Below are 14982 nucleotides of genomic sequence, written 5' to 3' on the forward strand. Positions count from 1 at the left end.
CTTATGTTTGCTTAATAATCGTGAAGTGAAACAGCCAACCTCAAATGGTTGGTTATTTTTTTACCTTATCTGTAAGCATATTTACATGGGGACAATTTGTCCCTATGTAGACACCTAATTCCGAAAATTAAAGGTCGATGACCCATTTTTGCATGTTAACTCTACTTACTATTTTCCTCTGCCAGCTTTTGTTTTAAACGCTCTTTAAATGTCAGCTCAGGTTTTGGTGCATTAGGATCTATTGGCTTTAATTTTCCGCTTTCAACTGCGTCAAAATCTTCATAGGTAAGCTTAGTGATTAGTCTGATTTCTTCAAGCTCTTCCGCAGGTAATTTTTCCGGTCCTTGTTCTTTGTCTTTCATGTAAAATTGAAACCAAAGTTGATCTTTGAAGTTGGTGATTTTACTAACGACTTCCGGTGGAATGAGAAAATCAGCAACGGCCATATGTTTTGCTGGACGAATGGTATAGGTGGGAGCAGCAATAATTTTTTCAATGGTATAAGTAACTCCGTCAACAATAACATCTGCTTTATTTTCAATTATACGCTTATGAAATCCTATGCCTTGATATTTGATTTGAACGTGGCAAAATGAAGAACCATCATCACGAACAGTTTTCATAAAATCAATAGTTGAAGAATGGCGCCAGTGCATTACATTTTTGTATGCACGGTAAATAACAGCATTTTGCGCATTGTCAACAGCACATTCAATTTTCGCAAAAGCAGGAACTGCAAACAGCACGGTAGCAGTTAAAGCCATAATTAAAGTTTTTTTCATAATTTCATCCCCTTAAATATTGCCCGGCATATGGCCGGGCTTTTTTATTTATTTGTCTGGTGTGTGAAAATGTAACACTTTAGTGCAGGGATAATGCCGGCGAGTTACATTTTCCGAAGTCGACCCTCGTAGCTGGTAATCCCCATATTTTTAAAAATAAGTCCGTTAAGATAACCTACCGCGTTTAAAAACTGATCATGTGGCAGTGATCGCAGCAGGTTGATAATAGAGCGTTCTTCTTCATTAAGAGTATTCATTTGTAATAGCCTCCTTTATTTTGTGCCCGTAGCGGGCAGGCTGACAGAGTTCCTTCTATCAATAAAACTGTCCATGATGCCGAAAAGGAGCATTTGGTCATCATGGCTTAGTTTTCTAAATTTTTCAAGGAAGGTTTTTTCATCGTTTGCCAATTCTAAGGAAGTGTCCCTATTTGTCTCCCAACCCATAAGTTCGGTAGGCGAACAATCAAAAAGTTTTGATAATATTATAATTTTGTCATAATCAATAGTTGTTATTTTTCCTGATTCATATCTTTGGGCTGTAGCTTCTGAAACCCCCAAATGCAAAGCAATATCTTTTAAAGTGAGTTTTTTTGTTAGTCTGTATGATTTTATTCGTTCTCCAAGCTTCATTGTAACAGCCTCCTTTTAGTGCAATTATACCAATAGTTTACACAATCTGCAAGAGAAAAAAGGAAAAACAAACAAAAACTTGCATAAAATGTATTGACATTAAAACCGATTAGCGTTATTATACTTACATAGAATGCAAGAAGGAGGCGGAGGAAATGAACCAATATATTGTTGATACTGATGCTATTAAAATCATTATGATTAAGAAAAAAATAAAGTCCCAGATGGAATTGTCCCGTCGGTCGGGGATTAATCGCAATGTATTAAGCAATGTTTTGAACAATAAAAAATATCCATCAAGTACAGTTATGAATAAACTTATTTCTGCTCTTGATATAGACCAAGACACTGCTGGGAAAATTTTTTTTGCACATGAACTTACTTAAAACGTAAGATTATATAAATGTTAAGGAGGTGCAAAATGAAAAAAGAAAAAAGCCCTGCGGACAGGCAGGGCGAGAATAGGCGTATGCTGGTCCATACAGATTATAAGACTGTGTGTGAGACATCAAAAAATCGCGTTAACAAAAGTATCACAACTATAGTATTAGGTATATTAAGGGAGGTATAAATATGAAGTTAGATGCATCCAAACAATCAAATGTTAGACAAACTTTACATGGCAATCCTCAAAGAACGTTTCGATCTTACGTACGACAGACTGAAGAAGTTGTTGTGAAGGCAGTTCGATTATCATGTCTCCGTCGGAACAAAGATCATCAAAAAAATCTAATTGATCTTCTGCTAAATCCTTGACTGTAGCAAGAAATTGGATAGAATCCAGGTCATTCTCTTTACCGTTTAACTGGTCATAAACTTTATGTAAATGTTGCAATTGAAGATTTTTTTCACTGTTGGATAGTGAATCGTCTTCTGTAGTGTATTCTATTGCTTCCTGTATAAGCGGGTTGATTACAAGAATTTCTTCATCAGTTATGCAGATTGTTACTTCTGTTTTTTTAGTATCCATAAAAATACACTTCCTTTAACAATAAAGTCAGGAATGGCAGTTCCTGCTGATTCACATTATAGCATTAATAAGAGTTAGAAAGAAGGCAAAAAATGGACAGTGGATATTTAGTACCACCACCGCTTCCACCAGGAGTTCGTAATGAAGTGGCAGCAATTATGGATAAGTACAAGTTAAATGAAGAATCGCGCCGCGAATTGCTTTTAGCTGAACTTAGGAAAATAGATAAAGAAAATACAGTAAAGAATTTCCCTGACAAAGTATATGAACTGATAGCAGAGGTCAGAAAATTAAGAGTTACCATATCGGCTGTTGCCTTCATAGCTGTAGCAACAGCCATATATATAAGATAAATTTGCCGCTGTTTTAAAATAGCGCAATAAAAAAGAAACACCCGCCTCTACCGTGGAAAGTTTAGCGAGTGTTTCTTGTGACCAGCCGAAGCTGACGAGAACATTATAACACGCTTCGACTGGTATATCAACTTTGAAAGAGGGATATACCATGGAAAAGAAACAGTTAAGTGCTGCTCAAATTAAGGCTTTACTTACTCTTATTAAAATAGTGAAGAGTATGCCGGAAGAAGAATTTATAAAAAGATATGCCAGCTTACCGGAAGATGGGCTGGTTGAACAATATTTAGCCGAAAAAAACAGGCAGGAAGGGGATGGTGAATAATGATGCCTGCAGAGATACCGATTTGGAGAAAAATTGCGTTATCACCGGAAGAAGCAGCCAGTTATACGAATTTGAATGTCAAGCTGATCCGTGGCTTAGTCGCTTTGGCGGCAGCAGGGAAAATTGATTTTCCCGTGTTCTATTCGGGCAACGCGGTTAAAATACCAAGAGCCTCTTTAGAACAATGGGTTATTGAAGCTGGCGCCGATCATCACAGGTTTGATTTACAAATGGTCGAACGGATGCTGAAAAATTCAGAAGAAGCAGTAGCAGGGAAACGTGGAAGGCCTAAAAAAACGCGGGAGGCGGTGCCTGTATTATGAAAAAAACAAATGGATGTAAGGCTTTAAAGATTATTCTGGAGGATCAATTTATTAAGGTAAAAGCGGCAAAGATTATCAGCTTTGGCTCCGGTCATAAAGTTATTTTCGACAAGCCGATAAAAGTGAATAATCGTAGTATTACAGGTTGGTACTTTTTGAATATTATGGCCTATGATGTGCGGGTAGGTGACATTATGAGATTTGAGTTTGTCGAAAATGGTTTATATTTTGAAGGCGTGGATCTGGCGAAGCGAAAAATGGAGGGGTGAAGAATGTTGGAAAAAACGTACGTTATTGGGGGAGAAAATGCTGGGGGATTTTGGGCGCCGGAAAAGCTTATACCAATACCAAGACCATTAATAGCTGAAGAACTGGAAGCAAAAGAACGATTAGAAAATGTTATGAATTATTATAAACTTGATGAAAATATTAGGTATCGTCTTTTGAAGGGGATGATTGAGAATATCGAACGGAAACGAAAAGATGAGCGGGAAATGAATCTTTTGCCATATAGAGTTGAAAGAATTGAAGAAGATATGAGAAGTCAGCTGCGAGAATACAAAAGCCGTTTGGTTGCGGTCGAAATAACCTTAACAGTTACTGCTGCATTACTTATGTTGAAAGCGATACATTGGTGGGTTACAGGAGCATGGAAGGAGCTTGGATATGAATGAAATTTATTTGTGGTATTTAGCGGCAGTAGACGGCATTTGTTGGGTATTGAATAGTATTGCCAGGCGACCGGCATTATGGGTATGTGGATCGGCGGCGGTACTATTGGCGGCATATTTGATTTATAAAGTTGGTTTTGCTGATGGGATGGTGAGCAGGCTATGAAAAAGCCTAAGCCTATATGGCAAGAATACTTAGAGGCCTGTTTATTAGGAATTGTAATAGTTGCAGGTGGTGTTTATATAGCTATCATAGCGGCTGTTGTGACTGTAGGAGCTTTACGATGAATGGTAAAGAAAAAGAGCCATTGAAGCGGTAACTTCAACAGCTCTAGGTGGACAGTAAATTTACGCAATATGTTTAACGTCCGTATTTATTTTAGCATAAAGAATGATATTGGACAATCTAGTTTAAGCGGAATGGAGCGATATAAATGGAACAGCGTTATTTAAATAAAAAATCTTTAGAGGAATTATTAGAACTTGTCAAAGCTAAGGCGTATTACCAGAAACAGCTTGATGAGTTATCACGTCTAAAAGAAAAAATTGGGAGAAGTAAAAAACACGGCATTGATCTTATTATCTCATATGAGGTAGGACCTGAAATTGGTGCTCATAAAATGGAAGAATTTGCAGTGGAAAAGGCTTCTAATTCATTGGTGGATTACTTTGAGATGATACCAAACAGAGTAATTGAAGAATTACAAACTGAATTGTTAAATATAGTTTCGGCTATAGAATCATACCTTTGGGATCGGTTTGGTTATACCGATGATGAAGCAGCAATGAAAGAAGCTGAACTGCAGGACAAAATAAATCAATTTATGTTTGAAAAGAGCATGCAAATTGAAATTTCTCCGAACGCAACAAGGAGCTTTTTCGGTGCAGGAACTTCTATACGGAAAATGTTAGAAGCAACACTGAACCAACTGAACCAAAGGACGGATGGAAATGATAATGGTGGAGGAAAGCAAGATGAGCAAGTCTAAATGTAGCCGCTGCGGCAAGAGACTACGGGCTGGGGATTGGATGCTTGTTTATGATCAAGGACAAAAATGCGCAGTAAAAGTTTGCAGGGACGACAGAAACTGCATTGCCAAGCAAAAGGGAACGCCGCTGCCTGGCCCAGAGCAGAATAGAATGATCAAAGATTATCGAGGCCGCTGATATGGCAAGGAAGAAGAAACTTTCGAATCTAACTCTAACGAATAACCATAACGTAAACTTAGGAACTTTGATGCCAGAGATTGTTTGTCAAGAATGTGGAAAGTTAAAATGTTTGCCGTGGGGAACGAATTTAACAGATTATGCATATAAAAAACAGCATGGTTACAAAAGCGGCAGGCCAAGAATGGAATATTACTGTTCATATACTTGTTATCGTAAAGCCATTGCCAAGGGCAAATAGGAGGATAATTGAGATGCGCAAGGCCGATTATAAAGTGTCCGCAAAGCCAGTAAGGATAAATGGCTTCTGCAGTATATGCAAAAAAGAGACGAATAATGGTTATTGTTATGTTCATCCTTATGGGCATAGAGAATACTTGATCTGCCCAAACTGCTTAATGCATGGTGATGATTCTATAGTAAAAGAAGCCAGGATAGAGTTAAGAAATGGAGGGCAGAAAAGATGATCCATAAATTAAAAATATTACCAGAATTTTTCCCGTTGGTGGAGAAGGGAAAAAAGAGATTTGAATTGCGTAAGAATGATCGTAATTATTAGGAAGACGACATTTTATTACTGCAGGAATATTTTGACGGCGAATATACCGGTCGCCAATGCGTAGTAAAAATAACAAATGTTTTTGGCAGTAATAACGAAGAAAGTCTTTGGCCAGAGTTAAAGAAAGAAACTATTATCTCAGACCAGTACGTCATTTTATCAATCAAGAAAATCAATGTACCTATTGAGATATTAATGGAGATTGAAAGGCCAATGGAGCAAGGGTATACCAATAGTTTTTATGGCGAAGAAGTGGATGCAGAGGTAATAATCGTTGAAGACACTAAACAATTAGGAGAAGGAACGGCGGCGTTACCTCCACCATCTAATCCGTGGGCATCTAAAAACCGTAAGCAGACTGATGATTCCGACAATGATGGACAGTAAAATTTTTGAAAAAAGCTTTGATGCTTGGAATCTTGCAACAGTAACTTCTACTGTTTGGGGCCCTGAAAGTAATATGGCCCAAAAAGCTCAAAAAGATTTTTACCGTTTGCTTATGGCTATGGATGATCAAATAAAACTAGATTTTTTTGAATACTTAGAGAAAGTTAAAGTACGATTAGATTCATGGGGATAAAGTTTATGGCGTAGTTGTAATTATGAAAATTAAAGCAATAACACCAGAAGATATTGACAAGCTGAACACTAATAAGTCAGAACCGTTTTGATATACAGTCAACTTTAGGAGGCAAGCAATGAAAATAAAGACAGAATTTTATTGTGATAATTTTCAAAATTTTAAACGGTATGGGATTCCCAAGGCACAGTTAGTAATTGCGGATATACCGTACAACCTTGGAGCAAATGCTTACGGATCTAATCCAATGTGGTATGTAGATGGCGATAATAAAAAAGGTGAAAGCAAATTTGCAGGTAAAGCTTTTTTCAATACAGATCATAATTTTAACATTGCAGAATACTTTCATTTTTGTAATCGCTTATTAAAAAAAGAGCCTAAAGAAAAAGGGAAAGCTCCGTGCATGATAGTTTTTTGCTCATTTGAACAAATGCCGATGGTAATTCAGTATGCAGAAAAACATGGGTTTAAAAAACACATTCCTTTAATTTTCATCAAAAACTTTTCAGCACAGGTATTAAAAGCAAATATGCGTGTTGTTGGTGCTACTGAATACGCTTTGGTGTTATACAGGGAAAAACTACCGAAATTTAATAATAATGGAAAAATGATTTTTAATTGGTTTAACTGGGTAAAGGATACAAAAACATATCCTAAAATACATCCGACACAAAAGCCAGTTAATTTGTTGAAGCAGTTAATAACAATCTTTACAGACCCAAGTGACGTGGTTATAGATCCAGTAGCAGGGAGTGGGACAACATTAAGAGCGGCTATGGAATTAGGTAGAAACAGTTATGGATTTGAGTTATCTAAGGAGTTTTACAATAAAGCTAAAACCGAAATGCTCAAGCCGCAGAAATTTGAACAATTAGTTTGTTTTTAGTTAAAACGGCCGCGCATACTAACTATATACAAGCATAAAGGGAAGTATACCCCTGCGGAGGTGATTAGCCCGTAGGGGGCGGCCTTTTAAATATAAGGAGTTGAAAATATGACGAGAACAAGAATACTTGACGCTTGTTGTGGCAGTAGAATGTTTTGGTATGATCGAGATAATAAATATACAGTTTATCAGGATAACAGAGAATTGGATACTACGCTATGTGATGGGCGGAAACTGAAAATTACTCCTGGACTTTTTGGCGATTTTAGAAAAATGATATATGCAGACAATTACTTTGATTTAGTGGTTTTTGATCCGCCTCACTTGGTTAGAGCTGGTAAAACGTCGTGGCTGGCGCAGAAATATGGGGTGTTGGATGAAAACTGGAAAGCTGATATTAAAGCAGGATTTGCAGAGTGTTTTAGAGTGCTGCGGCCATTTGGAACGTTGGTTTTTAAGTGGAATACAGAGCAGATACCATTTAGCGAGGTTATAAAACTTGCGCCTGAACAGCCGCTATTTGGGGATAAAAGAGTTAATACTCGTTGGGTTGTGTTTTGCAAAGGTACTAGAACCAGTGATAGAGTTACTGATTAATACAAGTTTGGAGTGGTAAGGCATGAAGCAATACTGTCGTTATTGTAGTAACTGTATGGATGCAGGCGATATTTATTATTGTGACGCTAAAGCAATTCCGAATACAAGCATAAATGCTATATTGCCAATAGAAAAATTAAAGCGTGTCAATAAATGCAGAGATTTTTGCTTTTGTGCAGTAGATGTGTTAGATCCGATAGGGGATAGACGATATAAACCGCGACGTCCATCTGTTCTGAAAAGAAAAATGTTAGAAGAAACCTTGTTCAAATAAAGGAGAACGGTAAATGAAACCAATAAATATAAAAATTATGATGGCGTTAATCGAAAAAGAACCAGGCGATCAGTATGTACCAGTATTGAAACCAGTGCTTATGCAGATACTGACGGAACTTAGACATCTGCGCTGGAAGAATAGCCAGATTAGTGCTAAGGCTGCTCGGTATCGGAGAGAAAAGAAAGATCTTGAAGATGCCTTGGCGATGTACCAATGACGACGTGGAATGAACTGCCGGCACACCTTGTAAGTAAAATACGTTCGGACAGCGTAACGGTGCCGGCGAATTTACCCGGGGCTGTACCTGTGCTGAAATATGGCAATAGAGTTACCGAGGTAGACGGTATCCGTTTCGACAGCGAAAAAGAAGCTGACTATTACTGGCAGTTACACTGGATGATGCGCGAAGGTACAGTAAAAGAGGTTGAACTACAGCCAAAATTTGTTTTACAGCCTGGTTATAAGAGGGAAGGTAAAAAGATAAGGCCGATTATTTACAAGGCTGATTTTAAGGTGACGGAAGCCGGCGGTCATGTTTATTACGTCGATACAAAGGGTATGAAAACACCGGTATATTTGCTAAAGAAAAAGATGCTGCTTTATAAGTACCCAGATATTGATTTTAGAGAAGTTTAAGGCGGTGGAGTAGTGGACAAAATCACACAAAAAATTGTGCAAATTAAACCTATTGACAAAGTAAAAAAGGGCGTTAGATGTAAATGCTACAATAATTTTCTGTCAAGCGATAACAAGCCCCTAAAACTGGTGTTAGACAGCGAAAATAGACTGCTTTATTGCGACCATTGCGGTAACATAATAGACCCAATTATTGCGCTAGAGATGCTTGCTAAAACATGGGAAACTCTATATGAGGAAAGAGAATATGTTGTGAAGTGTATCCGTCGTGCATGGGAAATAGGGAGAAAGTACCGACCATGGAAACGGTCGTTAAAAGACTTAGAAAAGCAGATAGGCAGAAGAGGCGAAAACTTGCCATGTTGCCCCCATTGCGATAAGGCATTTCGCATTGAAGATATAACCAGCTTTGAATGTTCTCCAAACGGATACCGAAAATTCGGATACAAGCTAGGGAGTTTTAATAATATAGATTAGGCGGTGGAGTAGATGACCAAATATTATGTTGGCTCTAGTTTAAAATACCATTGTGTTTTTGAAAAAGCTGGTGACAAAAAGCGAAAGATACTGTTGATGTTGAATTGTCGAAGAAATGCAGAGCTTATTGCAGAGATACTAACAAGAGATGATAACGGTAAAGCGCAGACGCCATATGGCATACTTGATGCTATAGATGATTTAAAAGATAACATTGGTGGAATCCTGATAGAAAATAAACGTTTAAGGGATTTATGGAACAGACGGGACGGTGAATAAAAATGGAAGAAGAACAATGCCCTTGTGATGATTGTGACGCTACCTGTGATTACTGGGACAGTAAATACTGCTGTACATATTGTCGTTGGCAGTATGGAGACATTGAACCTGACTGCGAGAATTGTGACCCGATGGATGTTTGAGAGGACGGTGAATAGATTATGAGATTAATAGACGCTGATAAAGCGAAAGCTGAATTATTAAGAATAGCTAGAGATATACACGATTGCTGTGGGTTTTATGACGGTCTTAAAGCTGGTTATCAAAGTGCTGCTGATAGGCTTGATACAATGCTAGTTGTAGAAGAACGTAAGCATGGGCATTGGCTTACTAAAAAAGCATGGCATGTGGAGTGTTCCGAGTGCCATCATGTTTTAGAGTTTATTTGCGACGTTAAAAAATACTGCCCGAACTGCGGCGCCAAAATGGACGGTGAAAGTAATGAGTAAATATAGACGCGGCCAGAGCATACGGGTGAAGTCAATAAAAAGACTTTTCAGAGCAGTAAAAAAGATCATACGGCAAGAAGCCGCTAAAGGACGGTGAATAATATGGAATTGATAGATAAAGATGCTTTGGTGAAATATTTAGAGGGAATGGGAAATGAAATATATGCAGGCAATGATGAATATTTTCTAGGACAGAAAGCGGCTTTAATGAAAGTCGTTGGTGTTGTAATGACCTTTCCTACAGTAGAAGAACGTAAGCATGGTTACTGGAAAAAGGAAGGCAGTTGGTATAAATGCAGCTGTTGTAATAGCGCTATTGATCCATGGGATAACACATGGATGAAATACTGTTCCTGCTGTGGGGCTATTATGGACGGTCAAGCTATATGTAATGATTAAGGAGTGAAGATATGAATTATCCTGATCTAATAAAATGGAGGTATAAAATATGAAAAATTTAGCGGAAAAAGTGTTTATAGGTACTATGATTTTAATATTTATAATTATAGGCGGTATAGGTTATCCGCTTTACAATGTATGGACTAGTGAACAAGCTGGCATTGCAGAACTAAAAAAAGCAGAAGGAAATAGAAAAATTGCTATTCAAGAAGCTGAAGCTAAGAAAGAAAGTGCAAAGTCTTTAGCAGAAGCAGAAATCATCAGAGCGAAAGGTGTGGCTGAAGCTAATAGAATTATTGGAGATAGCTTAAAAAATAACGAAGCTTATTTACGGTATCTTTGGATTCGCAATCTTGAGGATGGACCTAATCAAATTATTTATGTGCCTACAGAAGCGAATTTACCTTTGTTAGAAAGCTCCCGACACATTGCTGATAATTTATTGAGCAAGGATGTACTTAATGATTGATAAATTAGAGTTTATTGGGATAGGAATATTATTTTCGATTTGTCTGGGAAATTATATTAAAGAAAGAACAACATCTACACTTCTTATGCTTATTTCTTATATCATTTTAGTAATTATTAAGATATTAAAGTAATCTATCAAACTGGGAGTATATTTATCAATATGTTCCCAAACCTTAATATTTTAGAAAATTTCCTTCCATTATATATGCTATTTTTATGACAAGGGACGCTGGTCCCTTTTGACTTGATTCAATCTATTAATTTAAGGCGGATTTTATCATGTATATAAAAAAATCAATTTTTGCGGGGATGACGTTGGAAGTCGAAAAGACTTACACGATTAAATATAAAAGTAAAAAAGTGACCAAGTCGGGCAATATAAACCCTACTCCGGAAAATATGAAAAAAGTAAATGAGCGTAATGCTGCAAAAAAATTACGATGGCAGATCAACACTAATTTCAGATCAGGTGATTACCATTTGATTCTCACTTATAGACCGGAAGAAAGAGCGCTCAATCCAGAAGAAGCAAGAAAAGACCTAAAAAGATTTTTGGAAAAGTTGAGAAGTCATTACAAAAAAATGGGGCTGGCACTGAAATATGTGGCGGTAGCCGAATATGGAAAAGTTTCCATGCATTTCCATTTGGTGGTCAACGGTGGTATATTGCCGGAAGAAATAAATAGAATATGGGGGCATGGCAGAGTTGGGCTGAGAGTGTTGGATGATTCTGGAGACTATATCAAGCTTGCTGCATATTTAATAAAACAGACCAGTAAAACATACAACGATCCTGAAAAAGCTGTATTCAGGAAAAGATGGTGCTCGTCTAGAAATCTTAAAAAACCAGAAATTAAACCAGAAATAGTTAAAGCTGACAGTTGGCGCGAAACTCCAAAAGTGCCGCAAGGGTATATGTTAATTGCTGACAGCGTGGAATATGGCGTAAGTGAAATAACCGGGTATCCATATCAATATTACCGAGCAATTAAAATATCAGATAAACCAAAGAAAGGACGGCGTGAATATGATAAAAATGGTATTAGACATACCACCTAGTGTGAATCACTGTTATGTAAATATTGCTGGTCAACGTAAAGGCAGGAAATTGACTGAGGCGGCTAAGAATTGGAAGCTCCTTGCCGGTTATGAAGCCAATCAGGCAAAACGGAAACAGGGCTGGATTTACCCGGACAAAGATGAAAAAATCGTCCTGCTGTTGTGGGCGTTTTGGCCCGATCGTCGTCCTCGCGATATGAATAATTGTCATAAGCTCCTGCCGGACGCTCTTGAAAACGTCCTCTTTGAAAATGATAAAAACGTCCTTGTTCGCGATATGGATTTCTCCTTCGACGCAAAACGTCCTCGGCTGGAAATTGTCGTCGCCCGGAAAGATGAGGTAGACGTGAATGAAACACAATACTAAAAAATTCGTCCTGCAGGAACTGGCTGACTACAGGGAAAGCTGTGCAGAAAATGTCCGGATCCGTGAGCGGATAAATAACCTGAAATGTTCTGGCAATGCAGACGTGACAAACAGGGAGCTTAAGCTACTGTTTTTACGACAGGCGTATCTGGAACGGGTTATAGTTGCAATAGATAATTTACGCGAGAATCTGAATGAGGATTTATCACAGTTGTTTAATGCAAAGTTTTTGACCAGGCCGAGTATGCAGGATAAAAAAATAATCGCACAGCTTAATATCAGCCGTGCGAAGTTTTACAAAGATATTGATTTGATTTGTCAAATGCTGGCCGACAGGCTAGGGCTTTCATAGTTGCACGCAGATTTGCCGTTGCACGCGGTTTTGCCGTTGCACGCAGTTTCGCCGTTGCACGCGGTTTTGCCGTTGCACGCAGTTTCGCCGTTGCACGCGGTTTTGCCGTTGCACGCAGTTTCGCCGTTGCACGCAGTTTTGCCGTTGCACGTAGTTTTGCCGTTGCACGTAGTTTTGCCGTTGCACGCAAATAGCCGCTGATATACGTCAGCGGCTGCATTATCAGAGTGGAGAGAGTACCGCAGTATTCAAACTTGCGGATAGTTGGCCACGCTTGCAAAAAACAAGACCTTTTCGCCCTTGGTAACCTCAACCCTATAGCTCTAAGCGGTTCTAAAGCTTTCCAAGACGTAGCGCCCTCAAGTACTTTGAGTAGCAAACTATTTAATTCTTTTTTTGTTTTAAATTCAGATTGAGCTTTTTCGTTAACTTGCAAATGTCTGTCACCGTCAACAACTAAAAAAACGCTATACATGATTCAACACCCTTTCCGGTCTGCCATCGTCAGAGCTGGGCGACCATCCCACAGCTGACGCCCGCAGGCGCGGGCGTTTCGGATTAAAATGTTCTGATAAATTCAGCGTTTCCATTCAGATCACTGTTAATTTTTTTGATTGCATTATGTAATTTTCTTTCTGTGAATTCTGTAATATCCCACGCTTTAAAAATAACGTTGTATTCTGCCGTTATAAAAATCATGTTTGCAACTTTTTCAATTTCGAATTTCATTTTTGGTATCTCCTTTAGTTTAATTCGTCGACAGCCACAAGGGTCGTTGATTTGTAGCGGCGGTTAAACTGGTTGCCTCTTTCGTTAATCGTTGTAACAATAACGCTTTGAGCGCCTTTTGGTTCAACTGCCAAAATCAAGCTTCTTAATCCGTAGTTATAGAGTATATGCTGGCCAGGTTTTAGTTCTTGGGCGGCAACGGAATTTTTCCAGCCTATGCCTTGTAATTGGCTTTGGTGTTTGCGCTTTTCTGCAAGTTCTTTTTCAGCTGCTAAATATTGGGATAAGTTTGTCATTGTGATCACTCCAATTCTAATTTTTAAATCAGCCTGCCATCATCAGAGCCGGGAGGCTATCCCACGGCTGACGCCCACAAGCGTGGGCGTTTCGGCTAATTACATGTACTTTTCAAAAATTTTAAGCGCTGTTTGAGCCGCATTTTTTTTCATAGCCTTACCGCTTTTGCGTTTCAAATATTTGACGCAAGCCTTGGAGCTAGATAAACCGTACCACGCACTTGCCTTTTTCACAATAGTCGCATCTTCCGGGGTCATTTTTATAGCTTTAAGCGTATTAGGATTTATGTAGTAAGATTCGTCACTTTGACACAAAGGCACTAGCTCAGCGCTTTGCATGTGATTGCCAATGTTCCAAATTTCGTAACCTACGGGGATTTTTTCAACGATTTCAAAACTGTAATCCTCAATATTGTGATATGCTGTCATTTAAAACATCTCCTTATTTTGATAATGATTTATATTTTCTGGTTGTAAATTTCAGTTTAGTATGATATTCTTTATTTGTAGGCAGTGTTGACGCACTGCCTACAGGCTAACTATTTGCTAGCTTTTGTTGCTGCCGCTGGTTTTACGCCAGCGGTTTTTCCTTTTTCCAAAATGTTAACGCCAACCCAGGGCGCCGGTGTTTTTGGAATCTCAAAAGGGTTTATAATGCTTTTCATGTTCCCCACCTCCTTTCTTTAGTTATATTTTAATACAAAACGGTTAAAAAGTCAATGGTTTTTAATAAAAATAGGTTAAGATTTACTTAAAATGTTGACAAAAAAAGCTGAAACGATTAAAATAAAAGAAAGGCGGTGAGATCATGAGCGTAACTGATAAATTAAGAGCACTAATGGAATTATCAGGAGTAAAGGGGGTAGATTTGTCTGAAGCGCTGGGGGTCTCTTACAATTCTGCATCTAATCGCATGTATAAAGGTGTTAAGCGGATTGATGACTTGATAAAGATATGTGATAAATGCGAGGCTAAGATATCAATCACAGCCAAAGACGGTACAGTTATACGGCTAACCATAGACGACATAGAGAAGACAAAAAGTAAATAGTTAAACAGTAAAGGGCACTTGCTCAATGCAAGCGCCCTTTCTATATTCAAGCAGAAGCTTATAGGCTTCTGCTTTTTTCTTTTCGTAGACAATTTCGAGACTTTTGGGGGGTACCGCTTACTGTCTGCTCGGTATATGGTTATATATATATAGCTGTACCAGGTGCAGACACACGCAGGGCAGAGCACCAGTAGCCGACAATGTGCCGCACGAATGGGCAAAGGTACTTCCCAGAGGGGGTGCGGCCCGAAGGTCGGGGAGCGCGCGGCGTCTGTCTCTAAAAAAATAAAAATTT

The 14982-nt window shown here is 38.4% G+C and carries 36 protein-coding genes and 2 other RNA genes; 27 read left to right on the top strand and 11 right to left on the bottom strand.

What is annotated here, in order from left to right; all coding sequences use genetic code 11:
- Nucleotides 1–161: 161 nt before the first annotated feature.
- The 3 genes from Q4G98_RS07745 to Q4G98_RS07755 form a co-directional block, all read right to left on the bottom strand.
- Nucleotides 162–782 carry a hypothetical protein gene (locus tag Q4G98_RS07745; protein WP_298564307.1) on the bottom strand — a complete coding sequence of 207 codons (621 nt, stop codon included), beginning with the start codon at nt 780–782 and terminating at the stop codon, nt 162–164.
- Nucleotides 783–886: 104 nt separating this feature from the next.
- Complete coding sequence (locus Q4G98_RS07750) at nt 887–1039, bottom strand: hypothetical protein (RefSeq protein WP_298564308.1); 153 nt, start codon at nt 1037–1039, stop codon at nt 887–889.
- Nucleotides 1040–1054: 15 nt separating this feature from the next.
- Nucleotides 1055–1414, bottom strand: coding sequence for a helix-turn-helix domain-containing protein (locus tag Q4G98_RS07755; protein WP_298564309.1), 360 nt, complete (start codon nt 1412–1414; stop codon nt 1055–1057).
- Nucleotides 1415–1569: 155 nt separating this feature from the next.
- On the opposite strand from Q4G98_RS07755, the gene Q4G98_RS07760 reads away from it, so the two are divergent.
- Together Q4G98_RS07760 and Q4G98_RS07765 are read left to right on the top strand one after the other, a co-directional pair.
- Nucleotides 1570–1800 (top strand): helix-turn-helix domain-containing protein, encoded by a 231-nt coding sequence (locus Q4G98_RS07760; RefSeq protein ID WP_298564311.1) that lies wholly within the window; start codon nt 1570–1572, stop codon nt 1798–1800.
- Nucleotides 1801–1835: 35 nt separating this feature from the next.
- Nucleotides 1836–1985: a hypothetical protein gene (locus Q4G98_RS07765; protein WP_298564313.1), complete on the top strand. Its 150-nt coding sequence runs from the start codon at nt 1836–1838 to the stop codon at nt 1983–1985.
- Nucleotides 1986–2018: 33 nt separating this feature from the next.
- Here the strand turns inward: Q4G98_RS07765 and Q4G98_RS07770 are convergent, their stop codons facing one another.
- Nucleotides 2019–2384, bottom strand: a complete 366-nt coding sequence (locus Q4G98_RS07770) for a hypothetical protein (protein ID WP_298564314.1) — start codon at nt 2382–2384, stop codon at nt 2019–2021.
- Nucleotides 2385–2476: 92 nt separating this feature from the next.
- Here Q4G98_RS07770 and Q4G98_RS07775 point away from each other — a divergent pair, with 92 nt between their 5' ends.
- The 24 genes from Q4G98_RS07775 to Q4G98_RS07885 all read left to right on the top strand — a co-directional run bounded on the left by Q4G98_RS07775 (nt 2477) and on the right by Q4G98_RS07885 (nt 12259).
- The gene (locus Q4G98_RS07775) at nt 2477–2737 is read left to right on the top strand and encodes a hypothetical protein (RefSeq protein WP_298564316.1); all 261 of its coding nucleotides are present in this window, start codon (nt 2477–2479) and stop codon (nt 2735–2737) included.
- Between the two features lie 151 nt (nt 2738–2888).
- Nucleotides 2889–3062, top strand: a complete 174-nt coding sequence (locus Q4G98_RS07780; protein WP_298564317.1) for a hypothetical protein — start codon at nt 2889–2891, stop codon at nt 3060–3062.
- Entirely contained in the window at nt 3062–3385 is a 324-nt protein-coding gene (locus Q4G98_RS07785; RefSeq protein WP_298564319.1) for an excisionase, read from the top strand. The genes Q4G98_RS07780 and Q4G98_RS07785 overlap by 1 nt, the downstream gene beginning before the upstream one ends.
- The gene (locus Q4G98_RS07790; protein ID WP_298564321.1) at nt 3382–3654 is read left to right on the top strand and encodes a hypothetical protein; all 273 of its coding nucleotides are present in this window, start codon (nt 3382–3384) and stop codon (nt 3652–3654) included. The genes Q4G98_RS07785 and Q4G98_RS07790 overlap by 4 nt, the downstream gene beginning before the upstream one ends.
- Before the next feature lie 3 nt (nt 3655–3657).
- Nucleotides 3658–4059: a hypothetical protein gene (locus Q4G98_RS07795; protein ID WP_298564323.1), complete on the top strand. Its 402-nt coding sequence runs from the start codon at nt 3658–3660 to the stop codon at nt 4057–4059.
- Entirely contained in the window at nt 4052–4222 is a 171-nt protein-coding gene (locus Q4G98_RS07800) for a hypothetical protein (RefSeq protein ID WP_298564324.1), read from the top strand. Before Q4G98_RS07795 ends, Q4G98_RS07800 begins: the two co-directional genes overlap by 8 nt.
- Before the next feature lie 268 nt (nt 4223–4490).
- On the top strand, nt 4491–5045 hold the full coding sequence (locus tag Q4G98_RS07805) for a hypothetical protein (RefSeq protein WP_298564326.1): 555 nt from the start codon (nt 4491–4493) through the stop codon (nt 5043–5045).
- Nucleotides 5032–5223: a hypothetical protein gene (locus tag Q4G98_RS07810; RefSeq protein ID WP_298564327.1), complete on the top strand. Its 192-nt coding sequence runs from the start codon at nt 5032–5034 to the stop codon at nt 5221–5223. The genes Q4G98_RS07805 and Q4G98_RS07810 overlap by 14 nt, the downstream gene beginning before the upstream one ends.
- 463 nt (nt 5224–5686) lie before the next feature.
- Complete coding sequence (locus Q4G98_RS12400; RefSeq protein ID WP_366916989.1) at nt 5687–5782, top strand: DUF3850 domain-containing protein; 96 nt, start codon at nt 5687–5689, stop codon at nt 5780–5782.
- Between the two features lie 213 nt (nt 5783–5995).
- Nucleotides 5996–6169: a hypothetical protein gene (locus Q4G98_RS07815; protein ID WP_298564329.1), complete on the top strand. Its 174-nt coding sequence runs from the start codon at nt 5996–5998 to the stop codon at nt 6167–6169.
- Nucleotides 6156–6362: a hypothetical protein gene (locus tag Q4G98_RS07820; RefSeq protein WP_298564330.1), complete on the top strand. Its 207-nt coding sequence runs from the start codon at nt 6156–6158 to the stop codon at nt 6360–6362. The genes Q4G98_RS07815 and Q4G98_RS07820 overlap by 14 nt, the downstream gene beginning before the upstream one ends.
- A 118-nt stretch (nt 6363–6480) precedes the next feature.
- Nucleotides 6481–7248: a site-specific DNA-methyltransferase gene (locus tag Q4G98_RS07825; RefSeq protein WP_117947979.1), complete on the top strand. Its 768-nt coding sequence runs from the start codon at nt 6481–6483 to the stop codon at nt 7246–7248.
- A gap of 108 nt (nt 7249–7356) precedes the next feature.
- On the top strand, nt 7357–7845 hold the full coding sequence (locus Q4G98_RS07830) for a class I SAM-dependent methyltransferase (RefSeq protein WP_298564332.1): 489 nt from the start codon (nt 7357–7359) through the stop codon (nt 7843–7845).
- Between the two features lie 22 nt (nt 7846–7867).
- A complete protein-coding gene (locus tag Q4G98_RS07835; protein ID WP_298564334.1) occupies nt 7868–8119 on the top strand; it encodes a hypothetical protein in 252 nt (83 codons plus the stop codon).
- Nucleotides 8120–8132: 13 nt separating this feature from the next.
- Entirely contained in the window at nt 8133–8339 is a 207-nt protein-coding gene (locus Q4G98_RS07840; RefSeq protein WP_298564335.1) for a hypothetical protein, read from the top strand.
- Nucleotides 8336–8758 (top strand): DUF1064 domain-containing protein, encoded by a 423-nt coding sequence (locus tag Q4G98_RS07845; protein ID WP_298564337.1) that lies wholly within the window; start codon nt 8336–8338, stop codon nt 8756–8758. The genes Q4G98_RS07840 and Q4G98_RS07845 overlap by 4 nt, the downstream gene beginning before the upstream one ends.
- A gap of 12 nt (nt 8759–8770) precedes the next feature.
- Nucleotides 8771–9235 carry a hypothetical protein gene (locus tag Q4G98_RS07850; RefSeq protein ID WP_298564339.1) on the top strand — a complete coding sequence of 155 codons (465 nt, stop codon included), beginning with the start codon at nt 8771–8773 and terminating at the stop codon, nt 9233–9235.
- 12 nt (nt 9236–9247) lie between these two features.
- A complete protein-coding gene (locus tag Q4G98_RS07855) occupies nt 9248–9514 on the top strand; it encodes a hypothetical protein (RefSeq protein ID WP_298564341.1) in 267 nt (88 codons plus the stop codon).
- Between the two features lie 2 nt (nt 9515–9516).
- Entirely contained in the window at nt 9517–9657 is a 141-nt protein-coding gene (locus Q4G98_RS07860) for a hypothetical protein (protein ID WP_298564343.1), read from the top strand.
- A gap of 18 nt (nt 9658–9675) precedes the next feature.
- Nucleotides 9676–9963 carry a hypothetical protein gene (locus tag Q4G98_RS07865; protein ID WP_298564345.1) on the top strand — a complete coding sequence of 96 codons (288 nt, stop codon included), beginning with the start codon at nt 9676–9678 and terminating at the stop codon, nt 9961–9963.
- 102 nt (nt 9964–10065) lie between these two features.
- Nucleotides 10066–10362 carry a hypothetical protein gene (locus tag Q4G98_RS07870; protein ID WP_298564347.1) on the top strand — a complete coding sequence of 99 codons (297 nt, stop codon included), beginning with the start codon at nt 10066–10068 and terminating at the stop codon, nt 10360–10362.
- A gap of 49 nt (nt 10363–10411) precedes the next feature.
- Nucleotides 10412–10831: a hypothetical protein gene (locus tag Q4G98_RS07875; RefSeq protein WP_298564349.1), complete on the top strand. Its 420-nt coding sequence runs from the start codon at nt 10412–10414 to the stop codon at nt 10829–10831.
- Nucleotides 10832–11112: 281 nt separating this feature from the next.
- The gene (locus Q4G98_RS07880; protein ID WP_298564351.1) at nt 11113–11892 is read left to right on the top strand and encodes a hypothetical protein; all 780 of its coding nucleotides are present in this window, start codon (nt 11113–11115) and stop codon (nt 11890–11892) included.
- A complete protein-coding gene (locus Q4G98_RS07885; RefSeq protein WP_298564353.1) occupies nt 11861–12259 on the top strand; it encodes a RusA family crossover junction endodeoxyribonuclease in 399 nt (132 codons plus the stop codon). The genes Q4G98_RS07880 and Q4G98_RS07885 overlap by 32 nt, the downstream gene beginning before the upstream one ends.
- A 278-nt stretch (nt 12260–12537) precedes the next feature.
- Here Q4G98_RS07885 and Q4G98_RS07890 read toward each other — a convergent pair whose 3' ends face one another.
- From Q4G98_RS07890 to Q4G98_RS07920, 7 genes are all read right to left on the bottom strand, one after another.
- On the bottom strand, nt 12538–13086 hold the full coding sequence (locus Q4G98_RS07890) for a hypothetical protein (RefSeq protein WP_298564355.1): 549 nt from the start codon (nt 13084–13086) through the stop codon (nt 12538–12540).
- Between the two features lie 14 nt (nt 13087–13100).
- Nucleotides 13101–13170, bottom strand: an RNA gene (locus Q4G98_RS07895) — hammerhead ribozyme type II.
- A complete protein-coding gene (locus tag Q4G98_RS07900) occupies nt 13170–13340 on the bottom strand; it encodes a hypothetical protein (protein ID WP_298564358.1) in 171 nt (56 codons plus the stop codon). Before Q4G98_RS07900 ends, Q4G98_RS07895 begins: the two co-directional genes overlap by 1 nt.
- A gap of 14 nt (nt 13341–13354) precedes the next feature.
- Nucleotides 13355–13636 carry a hypothetical protein gene (locus tag Q4G98_RS07905; RefSeq protein WP_298564360.1) on the bottom strand — a complete coding sequence of 94 codons (282 nt, stop codon included), beginning with the start codon at nt 13634–13636 and terminating at the stop codon, nt 13355–13357.
- A 27-nt stretch (nt 13637–13663) separates the two neighbouring features.
- Nucleotides 13664–13733, bottom strand: an RNA gene (locus tag Q4G98_RS07910) — hammerhead ribozyme type II.
- Between the two features lie 2 nt (nt 13734–13735).
- Nucleotides 13736–14065, bottom strand: a complete 330-nt coding sequence (locus Q4G98_RS07915) for a hypothetical protein (protein WP_298564361.1) — start codon at nt 14063–14065, stop codon at nt 13736–13738.
- Between the two features lie 110 nt (nt 14066–14175).
- The gene (locus Q4G98_RS07920; protein ID WP_298564363.1) at nt 14176–14301 is read right to left on the bottom strand and encodes a hypothetical protein; all 126 of its coding nucleotides are present in this window, start codon (nt 14299–14301) and stop codon (nt 14176–14178) included.
- A 143-nt stretch (nt 14302–14444) separates the two neighbouring features.
- On the opposite strand from Q4G98_RS07920, the gene Q4G98_RS07925 reads away from it, so the two are divergent.
- Complete coding sequence (locus Q4G98_RS07925) at nt 14445–14687, top strand: hypothetical protein (protein ID WP_298564364.1); 243 nt, start codon at nt 14445–14447, stop codon at nt 14685–14687.
- Nucleotides 14688–14982 lie beyond the last annotated feature (295 nt).

It is taken from the genome of uncultured Phascolarctobacterium sp. (genome assembly GCF_958349595.1).
In the GTDB taxonomy this organism is placed as follows: Bacteria; Bacillota; Negativicutes; order Acidaminococcales; family Acidaminococcaceae; genus Phascolarctobacterium.

Bases quoted from the DNA above. Each gene is read 5' to 3' on its own strand.
- Q4G98_RS07745 (WP_298564307.1), bottom strand. From the start codon at position 782: ATGAAAAAAACTTTAATTATGGCTTTAACTGCTACCGTGCTGTTTGCA.
- Q4G98_RS07750 (WP_298564308.1), bottom strand. From the start codon at position 1,039: ATGAATACTCTTAATGAAGAAGAACGCTCTATTATCAACCTGCTGCGA.
- Q4G98_RS07755 (WP_298564309.1), bottom strand. From the start codon at position 1,414: ATGAAGCTTGGAGAACGAATAAAATCATACAGACTAACAAAAAAACTC.
- Q4G98_RS07760 (WP_298564311.1), top strand. From the start codon at position 1,570: ATGAACCAATATATTGTTGATACTGATGCTATTAAAATCATTATGATT.
- Q4G98_RS07765 (WP_298564313.1), top strand. From the start codon at position 1,836: ATGAAAAAAGAAAAAAGCCCTGCGGACAGGCAGGGCGAGAATAGGCGT.
- Q4G98_RS07770 (WP_298564314.1), bottom strand. From the start codon at position 2,384: ATGGATACTAAAAAAACAGAAGTAACAATCTGCATAACTGATGAAGAA.
- Q4G98_RS07775 (WP_298564316.1), top strand. From the start codon at position 2,477: ATGGACAGTGGATATTTAGTACCACCACCGCTTCCACCAGGAGTTCGT.
- Q4G98_RS07780 (WP_298564317.1), top strand. From the start codon at position 2,889: ATGGAAAAGAAACAGTTAAGTGCTGCTCAAATTAAGGCTTTACTTACT.
- Q4G98_RS07785 (WP_298564319.1), top strand. From the start codon at position 3,062: ATGATGCCTGCAGAGATACCGATTTGGAGAAAAATTGCGTTATCACCG.
- Q4G98_RS07790 (WP_298564321.1), top strand. From the start codon at position 3,382: ATGAAAAAAACAAATGGATGTAAGGCTTTAAAGATTATTCTGGAGGAT.
- Q4G98_RS07795 (WP_298564323.1), top strand. From the start codon at position 3,658: ATGTTGGAAAAAACGTACGTTATTGGGGGAGAAAATGCTGGGGGATTT.
- Q4G98_RS07800 (WP_298564324.1), top strand. From the start codon at position 4,052: ATGAATGAAATTTATTTGTGGTATTTAGCGGCAGTAGACGGCATTTGT.
- Q4G98_RS07805 (WP_298564326.1), top strand. From the start codon at position 4,491: ATGGAACAGCGTTATTTAAATAAAAAATCTTTAGAGGAATTATTAGAA.
- Q4G98_RS07810 (WP_298564327.1), top strand. From the start codon at position 5,032: ATGAGCAAGTCTAAATGTAGCCGCTGCGGCAAGAGACTACGGGCTGGG.
- Q4G98_RS12400 (WP_366916989.1), top strand. From the start codon at position 5,687: ATGATCCATAAATTAAAAATATTACCAGAATTTTTCCCGTTGGTGGAG.
- Q4G98_RS07815 (WP_298564329.1), top strand. From the start codon at position 5,996: ATGGAGCAAGGGTATACCAATAGTTTTTATGGCGAAGAAGTGGATGCA.
- Q4G98_RS07820 (WP_298564330.1), top strand. From the start codon at position 6,156: ATGATGGACAGTAAAATTTTTGAAAAAAGCTTTGATGCTTGGAATCTT.
- Q4G98_RS07825 (WP_117947979.1), top strand. From the start codon at position 6,481: ATGAAAATAAAGACAGAATTTTATTGTGATAATTTTCAAAATTTTAAA.
- Q4G98_RS07830 (WP_298564332.1), top strand. From the start codon at position 7,357: ATGACGAGAACAAGAATACTTGACGCTTGTTGTGGCAGTAGAATGTTT.
- Q4G98_RS07835 (WP_298564334.1), top strand. From the start codon at position 7,868: ATGAAGCAATACTGTCGTTATTGTAGTAACTGTATGGATGCAGGCGAT.
- Q4G98_RS07840 (WP_298564335.1), top strand. From the start codon at position 8,133: ATGAAACCAATAAATATAAAAATTATGATGGCGTTAATCGAAAAAGAA.
- Q4G98_RS07845 (WP_298564337.1), top strand. From the start codon at position 8,336: ATGACGACGTGGAATGAACTGCCGGCACACCTTGTAAGTAAAATACGT.
- Q4G98_RS07855 (WP_298564341.1), top strand. From the start codon at position 9,248: ATGACCAAATATTATGTTGGCTCTAGTTTAAAATACCATTGTGTTTTT.
- Q4G98_RS07860 (WP_298564343.1), top strand. From the start codon at position 9,517: ATGGAAGAAGAACAATGCCCTTGTGATGATTGTGACGCTACCTGTGAT.
- Q4G98_RS07865 (WP_298564345.1), top strand. From the start codon at position 9,676: ATGAGATTAATAGACGCTGATAAAGCGAAAGCTGAATTATTAAGAATA.
- Q4G98_RS07870 (WP_298564347.1), top strand. From the start codon at position 10,066: ATGGAATTGATAGATAAAGATGCTTTGGTGAAATATTTAGAGGGAATG.
- Q4G98_RS07875 (WP_298564349.1), top strand. From the start codon at position 10,412: ATGAAAAATTTAGCGGAAAAAGTGTTTATAGGTACTATGATTTTAATA.
- Q4G98_RS07880 (WP_298564351.1), top strand. From the start codon at position 11,113: ATGTATATAAAAAAATCAATTTTTGCGGGGATGACGTTGGAAGTCGAA.
- Q4G98_RS07885 (WP_298564353.1), top strand. From the start codon at position 11,861: ATGATAAAAATGGTATTAGACATACCACCTAGTGTGAATCACTGTTAT.
- Q4G98_RS07890 (WP_298564355.1), bottom strand. From the start codon at position 13,086: ATGTATAGCGTTTTTTTAGTTGTTGACGGTGACAGACATTTGCAAGTT.
- Q4G98_RS07900 (WP_298564358.1), bottom strand. From the start codon at position 13,340: ATGAAATTCGAAATTGAAAAAGTTGCAAACATGATTTTTATAACGGCA.
- Q4G98_RS07905 (WP_298564360.1), bottom strand. From the start codon at position 13,636: ATGACAAACTTATCCCAATATTTAGCAGCTGAAAAAGAACTTGCAGAA.
- Q4G98_RS07915 (WP_298564361.1), bottom strand. From the start codon at position 14,065: ATGACAGCATATCACAATATTGAGGATTACAGTTTTGAAATCGTTGAA.
- Q4G98_RS07920 (WP_298564363.1), bottom strand. From the start codon at position 14,301: ATGAAAAGCATTATAAACCCTTTTGAGATTCCAAAAACACCGGCGCCC.
- Q4G98_RS07925 (WP_298564364.1), top strand. From the start codon at position 14,445: ATGAGCGTAACTGATAAATTAAGAGCACTAATGGAATTATCAGGAGTA.